The following is a 15,906-nucleotide window of genomic DNA, read 5'->3' as shown; positions in this document are numbered from 1 at the left end:
GGCCGAAGCGCAGGCCCAGGGCCCGCCAATAGCCTCAGAACATGAACCTTCCCATGTTGGCCGGCACCCTCTCCACGGTGCTGTTTGCTGTTGGCATGCTGCCAATGCTGGTCAAGGCTGCCCGCACCCGGGACCTGGCGTCCTACAGCCCAGGCAGCCTGGTGTTGAGCAATGTGGCCAACGCCGTCCATTCCGTCTACGTCTTCAACCTTCCCGCCGGGCCCATCTGGGCCCTCCACCTGGCCTACGTCCTCGCGTCAGCGCTGATGCTCGTCTGGTGGATCCGGTACGGCCACGGCGGTCCGAAAACGGGACAGGCGCGAATTGGCGGTCCACAGGGAGGTTCAGTCCAGGAAACTGCAAGTAACTAGGAGTACGGCCATGAACAACCACAACAGCAGCACCAACGGGACCGGCACAGTGTTGGACACACTGGTGATCGGGGGCGGACAGGCCGGACTCGCGATGGGTTCCCTCCTGGCCCGCCAGCGCAGGCAGTTCCTGATCCTTGACGCCAGCCGGAGGATCGGTGACGGCTGGCGGCTGCGCTGGGACTCCCTGCGCCTGTTCACGCCGGCGAAGTACAACGGGCTGCCCGGCGTCCCATTTCCCGCGGATCCGCTGTCCTTCCCTACCAAGGACGCGATGGCCGACTATCTCGAACGGTACGCCGCGGCGCTGGACTTGCCCATCAAGACCGGCATCCGGGTGGAACGCCTGTGGCATGAGGGGGACCGGTACATTGCCGTCTCCAACGGCACCAGGTGGGAAGCCCGGAACGTGGTGGTGGCCACTGGAGCCGAACGGAAGCCCAAGCTTCCGCCCTTCGCCCGGGAGCTGGACGCTTCCATCATCCAGTTCCACTCAAGCGAGTACAGGAATCCAGGCCAGCTGCAGGACGGGCCTGTCCTGGTGGTGGGCTTGGGAAACTCCGGCGCAGAAATTGCGCGTGAAGTAGCCCGCACCCATGCCACGTTCGTGGCCGCGAGGCGCGCCAGCGAAATTCCGGTCAAGCACGGCAGGACGGCTGCCCGCTTCTTCCTCCCGGTGGTCCGCTTCGCCGGGCTGCATGTCCTGACCCTGGCCACCCCCGTTGGCCGCAAGGCCGCGCCGGCGGTGAAAGGGCATGGCGCTCCGCTGATCCGGACCAAAGCGAAAGATCTTGCAGCGGCCGGGGTGCACTTCGTTCCACGCGTCGCAGGGGTTGAGGATGGCCTGCCCGTCCTGGCGGACGGAACCCGCACCGACGTGGCGAACGTGATCTGGTGCACCGGCTTCCGGGAGGAATTCGGCTGGCTCGATCCCGGTCTCCTTGGCTCCTCAGGCGATCCCCGGCAGCACAGGGGAGTGGCCCTGGACCCGCCCGGCCTCTACTTTCTCGGTAACAACTTCATGTATGCCGCGGCGTCCGCAACGGTAACGGGAACCGTCAGGGACGCCCGCTACCTGGCCCGGAGGATGCCTTCGAAGAAAACTTCGGATTGGGGAGCTGCCCGCCAGCTCGGGTAACCTTGATGGTTCATTGCGCGCTCCGAAGGGTTATTTGTGTCGACATCATGGACCGCCGAGGCCGCGGCCCGCCCGGCCGACCCCTCGCAGAAGTACCGCAAGAGTGCTTACCGCCCGGAAATTCAAGGTATGAGGTCGCTGGCTGTCCTCATGGTCGTGACGTACCACGTCTGGTTCGGACGGGTCTCCGGAGGGGTTGACATATTCCTCCTGGTGTCAGCATTCCTCATGACCCTTCAGTTCACCGGCCGGTACGGGCGCCGGGAGCCGACTGCCCTGCTGAAGCACTGGCTGCACCTCTTCCGGCGCCTGCTTCCCGCTGCCGTTACGGTGATCCTGGCCACGCTGCTGGCCTCCTACCTGCTTCTTCCGCGCGGCCGCTGGCTGGAGGTCATAGAACACGGCTGGGCCTCACTCTTTTACTCGGAAAACCTGCTGCTGCAACAGAAGACGGTGGACTACTACGCCAGCAACAGCCTGGCCAGCCCTCTACAACATTTCTGGTCGCTGTCTATCCAGGGGCAGGTCTTCATCCTCTGGCCCATTATTTTTGCAGGCGCCGCGTGGGCTGCCAGCCGGTTCAGGCTCGCCTACCGGCCGCTGCTGGCATACGTATTCTCCGCGGTCTTTGTCTTATCGCTGGCATATTCGGTCTACTTCACTGCCACAAACCAGGTACAGGCTTACTTCGATACTGGCGCCCGGCTCTGGGAGTTCGCACTCGGCACGTTGGTGGCACTGCTTCTGCCTGGCCTGCGGCCGGGACGGCGGACCCGCGTTGTGCTGGGTTGGGTAGGCCTCGTAGCGATGGTCAGCTGCGGAATCGTGTTGAATGTCCAGGCGGCATTTCCCGGTTTCGCAGCGCTCTGGCCCACTCTCGCGGCGGTGCTCATCATCGTGGCGGGCCAGACGGGCAGTTCCATCGGGGTTGACAGGTTCCTCAGCTCAAAGCCCCTGGTAAAGCTGGGAGACAATTCCTACGCCCTGTACCTCTGGCATTGGCCCGTCCTGGTGATCGCACTGGCGTGGAGCGGCAAGGAGCACGCGGGCTGGCTGTCCGGCACTGCGATCATTGTCACCTCGCTGGTTTTCGCCTATGTCACCACGCGCTTCGTCGAGAAGCCGTGGCGTGAATGGAAATGGCCCGAAGCCAAGAGGCGGCGGGCTGCGGTGGCGGTGGCTATTGCCGTGGCAGTTGCCTCTGCACCGCTGGCCCTTTGGCGCCATTCCATCCTGCAGGCTGATTCGATCTCGGCCATTGGACTCGACGATCCCCGGTACCCCGGTGCCCTGGCGTTGGGCGACGGCTACCAGTTCACCCCGGACCCGAAAGCCCCGCCGGTGCCCAAACTCGAAGTTATCGCCGAGGAATGGCCAGTCTTTCCGGAGCCCTGCATAGGCGCAGGCGAGTACGCGAGCATCTGTACCAACGGGGCTGAGGGCGCTGCCAAACATATTGTCGTCATGGGTAGTTCCCACGCCTTCGTGCTCAATACGCCAGTGCTCATGATGGCCGAAAAACACCATTGGCGTGTCACATCCATCACCAAGGGATTTTGTCCCCTGACTGACGAGCTGGCACCCGGCATCTCTGAGGAGTGCATTGAGTTCAACAAGAAAAGCTTCGAACAAGTGCTGGAACTGAAGCCGGATCTCGTGCTGACAACCAGCACCCGGACCGTGGCAGATCCCACCGTTACGGACATCCTCGAAAGTTCCTGGATCAGGGAAGCCAGCAGGCTCAACGATGCAGGCATTCCCGTCGTCGGAGTCCGGGACACTCCGCGGATGCCCCTGCACGTGCCGGCCTGCCTGGAAGAAAACCCATCCAACCCTGCCGCCTGCAACGGGAGCGCGGCGGAAAATTTCAGCCCTGTACCCGACACGGATGCAGTGGACGACCAACTTCCGGATACGCATTTCCTTGACCTCACCCGCTATTTCTGCATGGACGGCGTTTGTCCGGCTGTCATTGGCAACGTCATCGTGTACAAGGACGAAAACCATGTCACACGGTCCTATCTCATGACCCTGGCTCCATTCTTTGAGCAGGAGTTTCTTGCGTTGACCGGATGGGGATCCGGGGACCGGGCATGACAAAAACCAGCTTCTCCAGCGGCCCGGTGCCGAAAGCAGCCGCCAAGAGCCGGAAACCGACGTTCCGTCCCGAGGTCCAGGGGCTCCGCGCACTGGCCGTCCTGATGGTGGTGGCCTACCACGTGTGGCTCGGACGGGTGTCCGGCGGCGTCGATATCTTCCTGCTGATCTCCGCCTTCCTGCTGACGCTCTCCTTCGTCCGGAAGGCCGAATCGGGCAGGCCGTTCGGGCTGTTGGCGCACTGGCTGCACCTGTTCAAGCGGCTGCTGCCTGCCGCCGTCGTGGTCATCCTCGGCGTCCTGGCAGGAACTTGGCTGATCCTCCCGCAAGGCCGGTGGCCGCAGGTCCTGGACCAGGCGTGGGCATCACTGCTCTACAGCCAGAACTGGCTGCTCGCCGACACCGCGGTGGACTACTACGCCCAGGACCACGCAGGCGCCAGCCCCCTCCAGCACTTCTGGTCGCTGTCCATCCAGGGCCAGGTCTTCATCCTGTGGCCTCTCATCTTTGCCGGGAGCGCAGCACTGCTGGCGCTGCTGCGGCGCATCACCGCGCTGAACGGAATGACCTACCGGGGACTGCTGGCGCTGGTGTTCGGAGCGGTGTTCGCCGCGTCGCTGGCGTTGTCGGTGGAGCAGACCGCCACCAACCAGGCGTACGCCTATTTCGATACCAGGGCGCGGCTTTGGGAATTCGCCTTGGGCTCCCTGCTCGCCCTTGCCCTGCCCTACCTCAAGCCCGGCCGGGCCCTGCGCCTGGTGCTGGGCTGGGCCGGACTGGCGGGCATGGTTTCCGTTGGCCTGCTGCTGACGGTGGACCGGTCTTTCCCCGGCTTTGTCGCCCTGTGGCCCACGCTCTCTGCCGCGGCCATCATCGTGGCGGGGCAGACCGGGAGCCGGTTCGGTGTGGACCGTTTCCTGAGCAGCAGGCCCGCCGTGGCCCTGGGCGACAATTCCTACGCCCTCTACCTGTGGCACTGGCCCGTGCTGGTGCTGGCGCTCGCCGCCACCGGCGTGGAACAACCCAACCTTGTCCAGGGCCTTGCGATTGTGGGCGCCTCAATCGTGCTCGCCGTCCTCACCACCCGTTTCGTGGAAAAACCGCTGCGCGACTGGCACTGGCCGAAACGGCGGGCCTGGCGCACCGCCGTCGTGATTGCCGCCTGCGGTGCGGTGCTGGCAGGTCCGGTAGCCATCTGGCAAACCACGCTCACAGCCGAGGAAGCCGCGACGGCGGCGCAGCCGCGGGAGCTCACACCGGGGGCCGCGGCGCTCAACCCCGAGAATGCCGGAATGCCGGCACCCGAGGCCAAGTTCATTCCCGGCCCTTCCGCCTTGGACCAGGATTGGGCTGGCATCCACGCCGCCTGCACCGGCGCGAACGCCACGGCGGACCCCATCCTGGAGGGGTGCCGGCAGGCGGTGCCCGCCGAGGGGGCCAGCAAGCGGATCGTAGTGCTGGGTGACTCGCACTCCCAGCAGTACCTCGGCGCGCTGGCACCGATCGCCGAGGCCAGGGGCTGGGAACTGGTCACCCTGCTGATGCCGGCCTGTCGGTTCGGCGCAGAATCGGACACCCGGAGTGCAGAATGCAATGCGTACAACATCGCGGCCTCGGCATACGTCCTGGAGCGCCGGCCGGACGCCGTCTTCACCGTCGCCTCGCTGACGCATGAGGAAGCGCCCTTCGAGACCGACGTGCCGGGCTACCTGGATGGCGTGCGTCCGTTCACCGAGGCCGGCATCGAGGTGGTGGGCATCCGGGACAACCCGCGCTTCACCTTCAACATGCCCGAGTGCGTGCAGCGGCACGGCGCCGACGCTCCCGAGTGCAACCCGTCCCTCAGCGAATCGCTCGTTGATCCCTCACCCCTGGACGGTTACCGCGGCAAGCTGGACGGGCTGCACCTGATGGACATGAGCGACTTCATCTGTGTCCGCGGGGTTTGCCCCGCGGTGGTGGGCAACGTTTACGTGTACAAGGACGACAACCACCTGACCAGGACCTATGTGGAGAGCATGATCCCCATGTTCGAGCAGCGGCTGCTGGCTGCCACCGGCTGGCGCTGAGTCCGCCGGGAGACAGTTCGTGCAGTTGCTCACATTGCACGCGTGGAATAGGGGGATCGGCGCAGAGGTTCTAATATTTACTCAATACTTCCTGCCCCCGGAACGCCGCATGCGGGGTTCCTGATCCCCTGCACAGGCCAGACCCGTAATGACGGGCTGGTCATCGGCTGCAACCCCTACCCGCCCAGCAACCAAGGTAAGAGGCGCACTCATGACCGAGCCCGAACACAACCCCTTTGGCTTCATCGGCCTGACCTACGACGACGTCCTGCTCCTGCCCGGGCACACGGACGTCATCCCGTCCGACGCCGACACCTCCTCCCGGATCTCCAAGAGGATCACGGTTCACACGCCGCTGCTGTCCGCAGCGATGGACACGGTCACCGAATCCCGCATGGCCATTGCCATGGCGCGGCAGGGCGGCCTGGGTGTCATCCACCGCAACCTGTCCATCGCGGACCAGGCTGACCAGGTGGACCGGGTGAAGCGCAGTGAATCCGGCATGATCACCAACCCGCTGACCATCCGGCCGGAAGCAACCCTGCTTGAGCTGGACAACCTGTGCGCCCAGTACCGGGTCTCCGGCCTGCCCGTGGTGGACGAGGAGAACCGCCTCCTGGGCATCGTGACCAACCGCGACACCCGCTTCGTGCCGGAGTCCGACTACCCCATCCGGCTGGTCAGCGACGTCATGACCAAGATGCCGCTGGTCACCGGCCACGTGGGCATCAGCCGCGAGGAGGCCTCGCACAAGCTGGCCACCAACAAGATCGAGAAGCTTCCCCTCGTGGACGAGCAGGGCCGGCTCAAGGGCCTGATCACCACCAAGGACTTCACCAAGGCGGAGCAGTACCCGCTGGCCACCAAGGACGACGAAGGCCGCCTGCGCGTGGGTGCTGCCATCGGCTTCTTCGGGGACGGCTGGGAGCGGGCCATGGCACTGGTGGATGCCGGCGTCGACGCCCTGTTCGTGGACACTGCCAACGGCCACTCCCAGGGCGTGCTGGACATGATCCGCCGGCTCAAGTCCGATCCGGTGGCAGCACACGTGGACATCATCGGCGGCCAGGCCGCCACCCGCGAAGGCGCCCAGGCCCTGATCGACGCCGGCGCCGACGGCATCAAGGTGGGCGTGGGCCCCGGCTCCATCTGCACCACCCGCGTGGTGGCAGGCGTCGGCGTCCCGCAGATCACCGCGATCTACGAATCCGCGAAGGCTGCGATCCCGGCCGGCGTGCCGCTGATCGCCGACGGCGGCCTGCAGTACTCCGGCGACATCGGCAAGGCGCTGGTAGCCGGTGCCGATACCGTGATGCTCGGCTCGCTGCTGGCAGGCTGCGACGAGTCTCCGGGCGAACTGATCTTCGTCAACGGCAAGCAGTTCAAGTCCTACCGCGGCATGGGTTCCCTTGGCGCCATGCAGTCCCGCGGCAAGAACACGTCCTACTCGAAGGACCGCTACTTCCAGGCCGACGTGTCCGGTGACGACAAGCTGATCCCCGAAGGCATCGAGGGCCGGGTGGCCTACCGCGGCCCGCTGGCCTCCGTGGCCTACCAGTTGGTGGGTGGCCTGCGCCAGACCATGTTCTACACCGGCGCGCCGACCATCCCCGAACTCAAGGCCCGCGGCAAGTTCGTCCGGATCACCCCGGCCGGGCTCAAGGAATCGCACCCGCACGATATCCAGATGACCGTTGAGGCGCCGAACTACGGGTCACGATGATCCTGGTGGTTTGATGCCGCGGAAGGAGGTGGGGAAATTCCCCACCTCCTTCCGTTTTTAAGCCCCTATGCTGCCGGTTGCAGGTCCGGCGTAAGCTCCTCGATGGTGGGAGGATTGGCCCCGGGCCGGCCGACCGTAATGGCGGCAGCCTTCGATGCCGTCCTGCCCAGGGTTTCCAGGACGGAAGGTGGCAAACCATCTGTACTCCGGCAGAGCAGGCCGTAGATCAGGGCTGCCATGTAGGAATCCCCGGCCCCGATGGTGTCCGCCACTACGGTTTGGACGGACGGAACCTGCACCCGCGTGCCGGGTGTTGCCAGAAACGAGCCCGCCGAACCCATGGTGACCACCGCCAGGCCCGCACCGAGTTCCAGGATCCGCGCGGCGGCGTCCTCGAACGTCAGCCGGGGGTAGAGCCACCGGGCATCCTCGTCGCTCAGCTTCACCACGTCCGTCAGGGGAACCAGGTCTTCGAAAACAGCAAGGGCCTCCGCATGGCTGCCCAGGAGCGCCGGGCGAATATTGGGATCGTAGGAAACCAGGCATTCACGGTGCGCCCGTTCCAGGAGGCTCTTGACGGAAGCGGCCCCGGGCGCCAGGAAACTCGCGATAGAGCCGGTGTGCAGCACTTTTGGAAGATAGGCAGGGTGGACCGGCTGCAAGTCCCAGCTGATGTCGAAGTCGTAGTGGGCCGAGCCATCGGGCGCCAGGGTAGCTGTTGCCGAGGCTGTCCGTCCGGCGGAGGTGGAACCGGGAAGTAGTGCGACGCCGGCGCCCGCCAAGTGCCTCGCGATGGTGGCGCCGCGCTCGTCCTCGCCGATAGAGGTCAGGAGGCCGGTGCTGATTCCCAGGCGCCCCAGGCCGTAGGCCACGTTCGCGGGGGATCCCCCGGGGTGCTCCACCGTGCCTTCGGAGGTGCTCACCACGTCGATCAGCGCTTCGCCGATCACGATGACATCGAGGCTCGCCGGGTGAGGGCTGTTGGTGTGGTCTTGGGGCATCGGATTATCTTTCGTGAAGCCGTCCGCGGACCTGCAGGCTGGCGCCGACAGGTCCGCGGAAGGGAGGGATGGAACGGTTGAAGGGACGGTTGGAGGCAGCGGGCAGCCTGGGAGGATCAGGCGGTTGCGGCGCCTGTCATGATCGCTACCGCGTCGGTCATGGAGTGCGATTTTGGTGTGATGGTGGCCGCGCACTTGCCGAGCCGCTGGATATGGATCCTGTCCGCGACGTCGAACACGTGGGGCATGTTGTGGCTGATCAGGATGACCGGCAAGCCACGGTCGCGGAGGTCGCGGACCAGTTGGAGGACCTGGTTGGACTCGCGGACGCCGAGTGCCGCCGTCGGCTCGTCCAGCACTACTACCTTGGAACCGAACGCTGCCGCCCTTGCCACGGCCACGGCCTGGCGCTGGCCGCCGGAAAGGTTCTCGACCGGAACGGTGACATCCTGGAGCGTCGAAATGCCGAGGCGGGTAAGCTCCTCCCTCGCCTTGCGGCGCATGCCCTTGGTGTCCAGGACACGGAAGACCTTGCCGAATGGTCCGGGCAAGCGTTCCTCCCTGCCGAGGAAAAGATTGGATGCGACATCAAGGGCGGGGGAGACTGCAAGGTTCTGGTAGACGGTTTCGATGCCATGGGCGCGGGCGTCCTGCGGCCGCTTGAAATGCACCTGCTGTCCGGAGACGTGCAGCTCGCCGGAATCCGGGACCTCGGCACCGGTAAGGCACTTGATAAGGGTGGACTTGCCGGCTCCGTTGTCCCCGATGATGGCCAGCACCTCGCCCGGGTAAAGGTCCAGGCTGACACCGTCCAGGCCCACGACCTTGCCGAAGGTCTTGACGAGGTTGCGTGCCCTGAGGATCGGCTGCCGGGTTTCCGTGACGGGGCGTTCAAGCCCGGTGGAGGTCATGACTTTACCTTTCGGATCCACTGGTCGATGGACACAGCGACAATGATGAGCACGCCCACGGCGAGGGTCTGGAACAGCACGTCCAGCCCGGCCAGGGACAGCCCGTTGCGGAACACGCCCACGATCAGCGCTCCGAGGAGGGAGCCCCATACTGAGCCGCGGCCGCCGAAGAGGCTGGTTCCACCGATCACGACGGCGGTGATGGAGTCCAGGTTCAGGTCCACGCCCGCGTTGGGGCTGGCTGCGTTGGTGCGGCCGATCTGGATCCAGGCGCCGATGGCCAGGACGGCACCGGCTGCAAGGTACACGCTCATCAGGACCCGGTTGACGGGGATGCCGGCCAGGCGGGCGGCTTCCTTATCATCACCTACTGCGTAAACGTGCCGGCCCCAGGCTGTCTTGCCCAGGATGAAGGCGACCGCCACGTAGAGCAGGAGCATCATGACCACGCCGGTGGAGATCCTGACCGGGCCCAGCGGGAAGGTGCTGCCCATCCAGGTGAGCACGTCCGGCATTGCCGAGCCGCGTACCGTGGAGCCGCCGGAGTGCAGCAGGGTCAGGGCGATGAAGATGTTCAGTGTTCCCAGCGTCACAATGAACGGGGGGAGCTTGAACCGGGTCACCAGGAAGCCGTTGAGGGCCCCGGAGGCGAGCCCGACGACGAGTCCCGCCAGGAGCGCCAGCGGCGCCGGCACGCCGTTGTTTACGGACAGTTGGGCCACCACCATGGAGGCCAGGATCATTACCGCGCCCACGGACAGGTCGATCCCCGCCGTGAGGATGATGAGCGTCTGGGCGATGGCCAGGGTCCCGACGACGGAAACCTGCTGGGTGATCAGGGAAAGGTTCTCGAACCGCAGGAAGCGGTCATTGAGGAGGCCGAACACTACAACCGCGACCAACAGCACGATCGCCGGGCTGAGCGCGGGATAGCGGTGCAGGACGTTGCGGATACGGCTGAGCGGGGTCTGCCGGTCGAGGAATTCCTCGGCAAGGTCAGTGCTGGGTCCCGTGGCCGGCGGTCCGGCCGTCTGTTGCTGGGTCATTGATGCTCCTGTCACTCTCCGGACCTACTTGCCCCAGCAGATCTGGGTGGCGTCCGTCGTGGTGATGCTCTTGACACCGTCGGCCGCCTTGTCGGTGACCAGTTCCACGCCGGTGTTGTAAAAGTCCAGGCCCGGCGAGTTTTCCGGCTTCTTGCCCGTCTTGGCCAGGTCCACGATCGCCTTGACTCCAAGTTCGGCCATCTTGACCGGGTACTGCTGGGCGGTAGCGCCGATGACACCCGACTTGACGTTGTCCACACCGGCGCAACCGCCGTCGACCGAAACCACCAGGACGTCCTTTTCCTTGCCCGCCGACTTCAGCGCTTCGAAGGCACCGGCGGCAGCGGGCTCGTTGATGGTGTAGACGACGTTGATGTTGGGGTTCTTTGAGAGCAGCGTTTCCATGGCGGTGCGGCCGCCGTCTTCGGCGCCCTGGGAGGCCTGGTTGCCGACGATTTCGTACTCGCCGCCCTTGCCGCCGGTGTACTTGCCGGTCTTGGCTTCGTCGCCGTTCTTCTTCTTGTCCGCGGTGTCGATGCCCAGGCCGGTCAGGAACCCCTGGTCGCGGTTGTAGTCAACGGAGACGATCTTGTCGTCGAAGAGGTCGATCAGCGCGATGGTGGCCTTCTTGCCGCCAAGCTGGGCAGCGGTCCACTTGCCGATCAGCTCACCGGCGGCAAAGTTGTCGGTGGCGAAGGTGATGTCGGCGGCGTCTGCGGGGTCCGGCGGGGTGTCCAGGGCAATGACGAACAAGCCGGCATCCTTGGCTTTCTTGAGGGCGTCGACGACGGACGGTCCGTTCGGCGTGATCAGGATGCCCTTGTCGCCCTTGGAGATGGCGTTCTCAATCGCCTGGATCTGGGTATCCTCGTCGCCGTCGGCCTTTCCGGCCGCGAGCTTGAGGTCGACACCGTCCGTTGCCGCCGCCTTCTTCGCGCCGTCCTGCATGGAGACGAAGAACGGGTTCGACGTGGTCTTCACGATCAGCGAGACACCGATTTTTTCCGAGGACGTGCCGTCGGTGGATCCTGTTGCGGAAGAGTCGCCTCCGCAGGCCGAGAGGCTGAGGGCGCCCAGGGTCAGGACTGCACCCATGGCGAGCAAACGGTTGACGGTGTGCCGGGGGGTCTTGGAACTCAACATTGAATCTCCTGGTCTCAGGGCACTAGGTGTGCCTGACAACGATGTCACGGCTCATGTAATCAACGTCACAGGGTAGAGTCAAGCGTGAATCGATGATGAAGAGCGAGGTTCTGACAACGATGTCTAATCGTTACCAATCCGAGGCCGGCACGAACCGACCCACCATGCGCCATGTGGCAGCGTTGGCAGGCGTCGGGATCAAGACTGTTTCCCGGGTGATGAATGACGAGCCCGGCGTTTCCGAGGCGACGCGCCAGCGCGTGCTGGGAGCTTCCCAGCAGTTGAACTACCAACTGGACATGGCGGCGGGGAGCCTGCGCCGCGCGGGCCGAAGGACCTTGTCCATCGGGTTGCTGCTGCCCAGCGTTGCCAACCCGTTCAGCAGCGAGATCCACCGCGCGCTGGAGGATACCCTCGCGGAGCGCGGAATCGCCGTATTCGCTGCCAGCCTCGATGACGACCCCGAGCGGGAGAAAGCCCTGGTGGCAGCGTTCCTCGGGCGCAGGGTGGATGGAATGGTCCTGACACCCATCGCCAGGAGCCAGGCCTACGTGATCCCCGAGCACTCGCGGGACCTGCCCCTCGTCTTCATCGACCGCGAACCGGTGGGGATCGAGGCCGACGCCGTGGTGACTGACAATGCTGCCGGCTCTGCCCGTGCTGCGGCCCACCTCCTCAAGCACGGCCATTCGAAGCTTGCCTACCTGGGTGACCGCCTTGATATCCAGACTGCCCGTGACCGCCGCAGGGGCTTCATGGAGGAACTCGGCAGGGCCGGTGTCGCCACCGCTTCTGTTCCGCTTCGCGATGGCCTGCACGACGAAGAATCAGCGCGGCTCGCTGCCCATGAACTCCTCGCCTCCGGCAACCCGCCCACGGCCATCTTCTCCAGCCAAAACCTGGTGACGTTCGGCGTCATGCGGGCACTGCGTGAAAGGGGAGCCAGCCACCGGGTGGCGTTGGTGGGCTTCGACGATTTCACGCTCGCCGACATGATGGAGCCCGGCATCACCGTCATCGCGCAGCATCCTGAACGGATCGGGAAGCTCGCCGCTGAGCGGTTGCTCGCCCGCATGGACGGCGACGACGCCGCTCCGCAGACTTTCGTCGTCCCCTCCGAACTGATTGAGCGCGGCTCGGGCGAGCTGCCGCCGTCGAACTGACCAACCACAGAAAGAAGGAAATCCATGGCCAAAACACTGTATGCAGAATTCACCGTCAAGCCCGGAAGCGAGGGACGCGTCGCGGAGATGATGCGGGATCTGACGGAGCACGTGCGCCGCGAACCGGGCAACGTACATTTCCTCCCCTATACCCGGGAATCCAACCCTCGGGAATACTTCGTGTTCGAGGTGTACCGGGACGACGACGCTTTCCAGGACCACATCACCGCCGATTACGGAGCCACATTCAATGCCGAGCTGGCGCGGCACATCGAAGAGGACGGGTCAGTCCTGACCTGGCTGCAACCGGCGGAGTAGTTTCGCCGGGGGCTTCAGCAGGCTCAGCCACCGGACGCCGGCGGCTGAGCCTGCTGAACCCCGCTTGCTCAGCCCCGGGCCTTCCCTCCGGCGTTGACCGCCTTGAGGGACTCCAGGAACATGGCCTGTTTCATCGGGGTGACGGTGAGCGACTTCAGGTGCGCAATGCCGCCCTCGGCGAACAGCGCCACCTCCTGGGCTCCGTCCGCGGGGAAGACCTGATCCGTGATCGTCCGCAGTCCGCCTTGGGCGAAGACTTCCAGCGAGGACCTGTCCACATAGATCCGAAGCGTCACGTTTCCTTGCGCGTCCACCGTCACCGGCGCCGAATCGACCGAGGTAAACAGCGGGTGGAAGCCCACGTTGCCTGAGTTTCCGCGGTCGATGTACACCTCCTGTGCCGCGGCGTCATAGCCGATCACAGTCGACGACGCCCCGTCACCGAGGACCGTGATACCGGACCTCACTGCCGTCCCCGGGTTGAAGGTGACGTCGATGCGCTGGGCCTGTCCCGACGCCGCGGGAGGCAGGGCATGTGTTCCCGGGCTGATGGCCCTGCCAGCTGTGTCAGTGTAGCCGGGGGCGCCGGCAAGCCTGTCTACCTGCTTGGCTGCCTTTTGCGTCAGCCGGGGCCCGGCCGGAGTCTGCGTGAGACCCACCTCGCGGGGCAGCGACATGGCGCTGCGCCACGGGAAGGTGGGGATGCTGTTGGCATAGTCCCAGTTGTTCATCCAGCCGAGCATGACACGCTTGTCCTCCGGCATGTTGCCAAACGAAACCGCGGCATAGTAGTCGCGGCCATAGTCCAGCCACTCATAACCGTTGATGCGCGGTTGGGCCGCCTGCGGGGAAGCGGTGAACTCGTCGGCCAGGATGTGCCCCCACCCGAAGCGGTTGTTGTCCACGATCCTGATTTGGGCCTGGCGGCCCCGGAATTCCGCCACGTACCAGGACGCCCAGTCCAGCACCTCACTGTTCGCGCCGGTGGTGGAACGGACCACTTGGCCGTCGACCACCAGATTGACGGTGGTTTCGTCGGAGCGGGGCACGGCAGCCTGGTCGGTGAGCATGATGTGGTCAAGCGTGAGGTGTCCCCATCCTCCGGTTGCCTGGTCCACGATGCGTAGCCGGGCTTGCTTGCCGGCGAACTCGGAGACGTCCCAGCCCTTCCAGTTGAGCTGGCCGGCGTCGTTCCCTGCCACTGTCCGGACCACGGCACCGTCGACGATCAGCTGCGCCTCCAGGACCTGTCCTGTTTCCGGTGCCCGGTGTCCACCACCAACCAGCAGGCTGATGAAGTTCCGTGACACGGTGAACTCGGGGGAGGTCAGTACGCCTTGGCGGTCATCGCCGGGAGCGCCGCCGGTTTCGAAGGTGTTGATGCGTTTAGCGCCGAGGTAATAGTCGCCTCCCGCAGTGGCGGGCTGGTACGACGGCGCGAGGTCGCCACTTCCGGTCCAGCCGGCTTCTGCGAGGGTACTGCCGTCCGGAACCTCGAAGCCATTGAACAACAGGTCTCCCGGCGGCGGCGTATTGTCCAGTTTGTCGGAGACTCGGGGGTGTTGGCCGCCCCCGACAAGGAAGTTGATGTAGTCACTGTCCACGGTGAAATCGGACGAGGAGATTGTTCCCAAAGGCCAGTCGCCGTCGTTGAAGGAGTTGACCAGCCCTGCACCGGCGAAGCCGCTCACGATGTTCTGGCCGGGCAGTGTTCCGGCGGCGGGAGCGTGCGCGAAGGGGCCGTTCTTCCAGTTGCCGGGTTCGTTGTTGACGGTCCAGCCGTTATAGGTGCCGTCGTTGAAGCCAGCGATCGGAGCTCCAGGGGGCAGGGAATCCAGGGGCTTTGTGCTTTCGGATGTGAACGTGGTGCCGTCGAAGCTGCCCACGAAATACTGTCCTGCGGAGCCGCCCGCCACGCCGCCCGGATTGATGTTGACCACCATGACCCACTTGACGTTGTTTGGGTCGCCGTCCACGGCAAGGGGGAAGAGGTCGGGACATTCCCAGAGTCCGCCGGTGGCGTTGGCGGGACCGAACTCGCTGAGGGGAGTCCAGTCCTTGAGGTTGGTGGATTTATAGAGCAGCACTTTGTGGTCGGTGGCTTCGACGGCGGTCATCACCCAATAGCCGCTCCCGTCGGGTGTGGTGTACCAAAAGACCTTGGGGTCGCGGAAGTTGGCGGAGTTCCGGGTCAGGACAGGATCCGTACTGTACTTGGTCCACGTTTGCCCGTCGTCCAGGCTGTAGGCCAGCGACTGGGCCTGCAGCCCGCGGTGTGGCGAAGCGTCTTTATAGGCGCTGGTGTAAATCGCAACCAGTGGCGGGTTCTCCGTAGTCCCGAGACCGGAAGAATTGTCCTTGTCCACCACAACGCTGCCCGAGAACACATCCTCCTGGTCATCCGTGGAGATGGCCAGCGGCTGCTCCTGCCAGTGAACCAGGTCAGTGGAGGAGGCATGTCCCCAGGACATGTTGCCCCACGTGTTCCCGGACGGGTTGTGCTGGAAGAAGAGATGGTAGATCCCCTTGTGGTAAACCATTCCGTTGGGATCGTTCATCCAGTTCTTTACGGGCGAAAAATGGTACGCCGGCCGATACGTTTCCTGGCCCAAAGTGCTGCCCGTGCTTGGTCCGGCAGGAGGGCTCCCGCCGGACTTCTCTGCCATCGCCGGTCCGGCTCCGGCCAACGCCCCGGTCAGCACCAAACCGGCCAGCGTCATGGCCGAAAGGACCTGCAGTCTTTCCTTTTGTCTTCCGTGCATTTTGTGAATCGCCCTTCATCGCGCGTTACTTATGACAACGATGTCAATACGTGACGGAGCCTAAGTTAAGTCCGGAAGACAAGTCAACGAATTCACGGAGCCGCAGAACCGGCCCCGCGCCGGGCGGCAGCAAGTGGCAACGGTTGCTGGCTGCACCGAACGGC

12 protein-coding genes are annotated in these 15,906 nt (G+C 64.8%); 7 read left to right on the top strand and 5 right to left on the bottom strand.

Annotated elements, in window-relative coordinates:
- Positions 1-41 precede the first annotated feature (41 nt).
- The 5 genes from AC5RU7_RS02510 (at position 42) to guaB (ending at position 7,398) form a co-directional block, all read left to right on the top strand.
- Positions 42-371: a hypothetical protein gene (locus AC5RU7_RS02510; RefSeq protein ID WP_494050938.1), complete on the top strand. Its 330-nt coding sequence runs from the start codon at positions 42-44 to the stop codon at positions 369-371.
- Between the two features lie 10 nt (positions 372-381).
- Positions 382-1,509: a flavin-containing monooxygenase gene (locus AC5RU7_RS02505; RefSeq protein WP_494050937.1), complete on the top strand. Its 1,128-nt coding sequence runs from the start codon at positions 382-384 to the stop codon at positions 1,507-1,509.
- Between the two features lie 36 nt (positions 1,510-1,545).
- Positions 1,546-3,606 carry an acyltransferase family protein gene (locus AC5RU7_RS02500; RefSeq protein WP_494050936.1) on the top strand — a complete coding sequence of 687 codons (2,061 nt, stop codon included), beginning with the start codon at positions 1,546-1,548 and terminating at the stop codon, positions 3,604-3,606.
- Entirely contained in the window at positions 3,603-5,675 is a 2,073-nt protein-coding gene (locus AC5RU7_RS02495) for an acyltransferase family protein (RefSeq protein WP_494050935.1), read from the top strand. The genes AC5RU7_RS02500 and AC5RU7_RS02495 overlap by 4 nt, the downstream gene beginning before the upstream one ends.
- 211 nt (positions 5,676-5,886) lie before the next feature.
- Positions 5,887-7,398, top strand: a complete 1,512-nt coding sequence (guaB, locus tag AC5RU7_RS02490) for an IMP dehydrogenase (protein ID WP_494008864.1) — start codon at positions 5,887-5,889, stop codon at positions 7,396-7,398.
- Between the two features lie 65 nt (positions 7,399-7,463).
- On the opposite strand, the gene AC5RU7_RS02485 is transcribed toward guaB, so the two are convergent.
- The 4 genes from AC5RU7_RS02485 to AC5RU7_RS02470 form a co-directional block, all read right to left on the bottom strand.
- Positions 7,464-8,399: a carbohydrate kinase family protein gene (locus AC5RU7_RS02485; protein ID WP_494050934.1), complete on the bottom strand. Its 936-nt coding sequence runs from the start codon at positions 8,397-8,399 to the stop codon at positions 7,464-7,466.
- 116 nt (positions 8,400-8,515) lie between these two features.
- Positions 8,516-9,310, bottom strand: a complete 795-nt coding sequence (locus AC5RU7_RS02480; RefSeq protein ID WP_494050933.1) for an ATP-binding cassette domain-containing protein — start codon at positions 9,308-9,310, stop codon at positions 8,516-8,518.
- Positions 9,307-10,356, bottom strand: a complete 1,050-nt coding sequence (locus AC5RU7_RS02475; protein WP_494050932.1) for an ABC transporter permease — start codon at positions 10,354-10,356, stop codon at positions 9,307-9,309. The genes AC5RU7_RS02480 and AC5RU7_RS02475 overlap by 4 nt, the downstream gene beginning before the upstream one ends.
- A 24-nt stretch (positions 10,357-10,380) precedes the next feature.
- Positions 10,381-11,499, bottom strand: coding sequence for a substrate-binding domain-containing protein (locus tag AC5RU7_RS02470; protein ID WP_494050931.1), 1,119 nt, complete (start codon positions 11,497-11,499; stop codon positions 10,381-10,383).
- 164 nt (positions 11,500-11,663) lie between these two features.
- Here AC5RU7_RS02470 and AC5RU7_RS02465 point away from each other — a divergent pair, with 164 nt between their 5' ends.
- Both AC5RU7_RS02465 and AC5RU7_RS02460 read left to right on the top strand, forming a co-directional pair.
- Positions 11,664-12,662, top strand: a complete 999-nt coding sequence (locus AC5RU7_RS02465; RefSeq protein WP_494051346.1) for a LacI family DNA-binding transcriptional regulator — start codon at positions 11,664-11,666, stop codon at positions 12,660-12,662.
- 24 nt (positions 12,663-12,686) lie between these two features.
- On the top strand, positions 12,687-12,980 hold the full coding sequence (locus tag AC5RU7_RS02460) for a putative quinol monooxygenase (protein ID WP_494050930.1): 294 nt from the start codon (positions 12,687-12,689) through the stop codon (positions 12,978-12,980).
- A gap of 68 nt (positions 12,981-13,048) precedes the next feature.
- Here the strand turns inward: AC5RU7_RS02460 and AC5RU7_RS02455 are convergent, their stop codons facing one another.
- Positions 13,049-15,538 carry a GH32 C-terminal domain-containing protein gene (locus AC5RU7_RS02455; RefSeq protein ID WP_494050929.1) on the bottom strand — a complete coding sequence of 830 codons (2,490 nt, stop codon included), beginning with the start codon at positions 15,536-15,538 and terminating at the stop codon, positions 13,049-13,051.
- Positions 15,539-15,906: the final 368 nt, after the last annotated feature.

Source organism: Arthrobacter sp. K410C, from assembly GCF_059090105.1.
This window is presented reverse-complemented; position numbering and strand designations above follow the sequence as displayed.

Coding starts and splice junctions, on each gene's coding strand:
- AC5RU7_RS02510 (WP_494050938.1), top strand. CDS start 42: ATGAACCTTCCCATGTTGGCCGGCACCCTCTCCACGGTGCTGTTTGCT.
- AC5RU7_RS02505 (WP_494050937.1), top strand. CDS start 382: ATGAACAACCACAACAGCAGCACCAACGGGACCGGCACAGTGTTGGAC.
- AC5RU7_RS02495 (WP_494050935.1), top strand. CDS start 3,603: ATGACAAAAACCAGCTTCTCCAGCGGCCCGGTGCCGAAAGCAGCCGCC.
- guaB (WP_494008864.1), top strand. CDS start 5,887: ATGACCGAGCCCGAACACAACCCCTTTGGCTTCATCGGCCTGACCTAC.
- AC5RU7_RS02485 (WP_494050934.1), bottom strand. CDS start 8,399: ATGCCCCAAGACCACACCAACAGCCCTCACCCGGCGAGCCTCGATGTC.
- AC5RU7_RS02480 (WP_494050933.1), bottom strand. CDS start 9,310: ATGACCTCCACCGGGCTTGAACGCCCCGTCACGGAAACCCGGCAGCCG.
- AC5RU7_RS02475 (WP_494050932.1), bottom strand. CDS start 10,356: ATGACCCAGCAACAGACGGCCGGACCGCCGGCCACGGGACCCAGCACT.
- AC5RU7_RS02470 (WP_494050931.1), bottom strand. CDS start 11,499: ATGTTGAGTTCCAAGACCCCCCGGCACACCGTCAACCGTTTGCTCGCC.
- AC5RU7_RS02465 (WP_494051346.1), top strand. CDS start 11,664: ATGCGCCATGTGGCAGCGTTGGCAGGCGTCGGGATCAAGACTGTTTCC.
- AC5RU7_RS02460 (WP_494050930.1), top strand. CDS start 12,687: ATGGCCAAAACACTGTATGCAGAATTCACCGTCAAGCCCGGAAGCGAG.
- AC5RU7_RS02455 (WP_494050929.1), bottom strand. CDS start 15,538: ATGAACGATCCCAACGGAATGGTTTACCACAAGGGGATCTACCATCTC.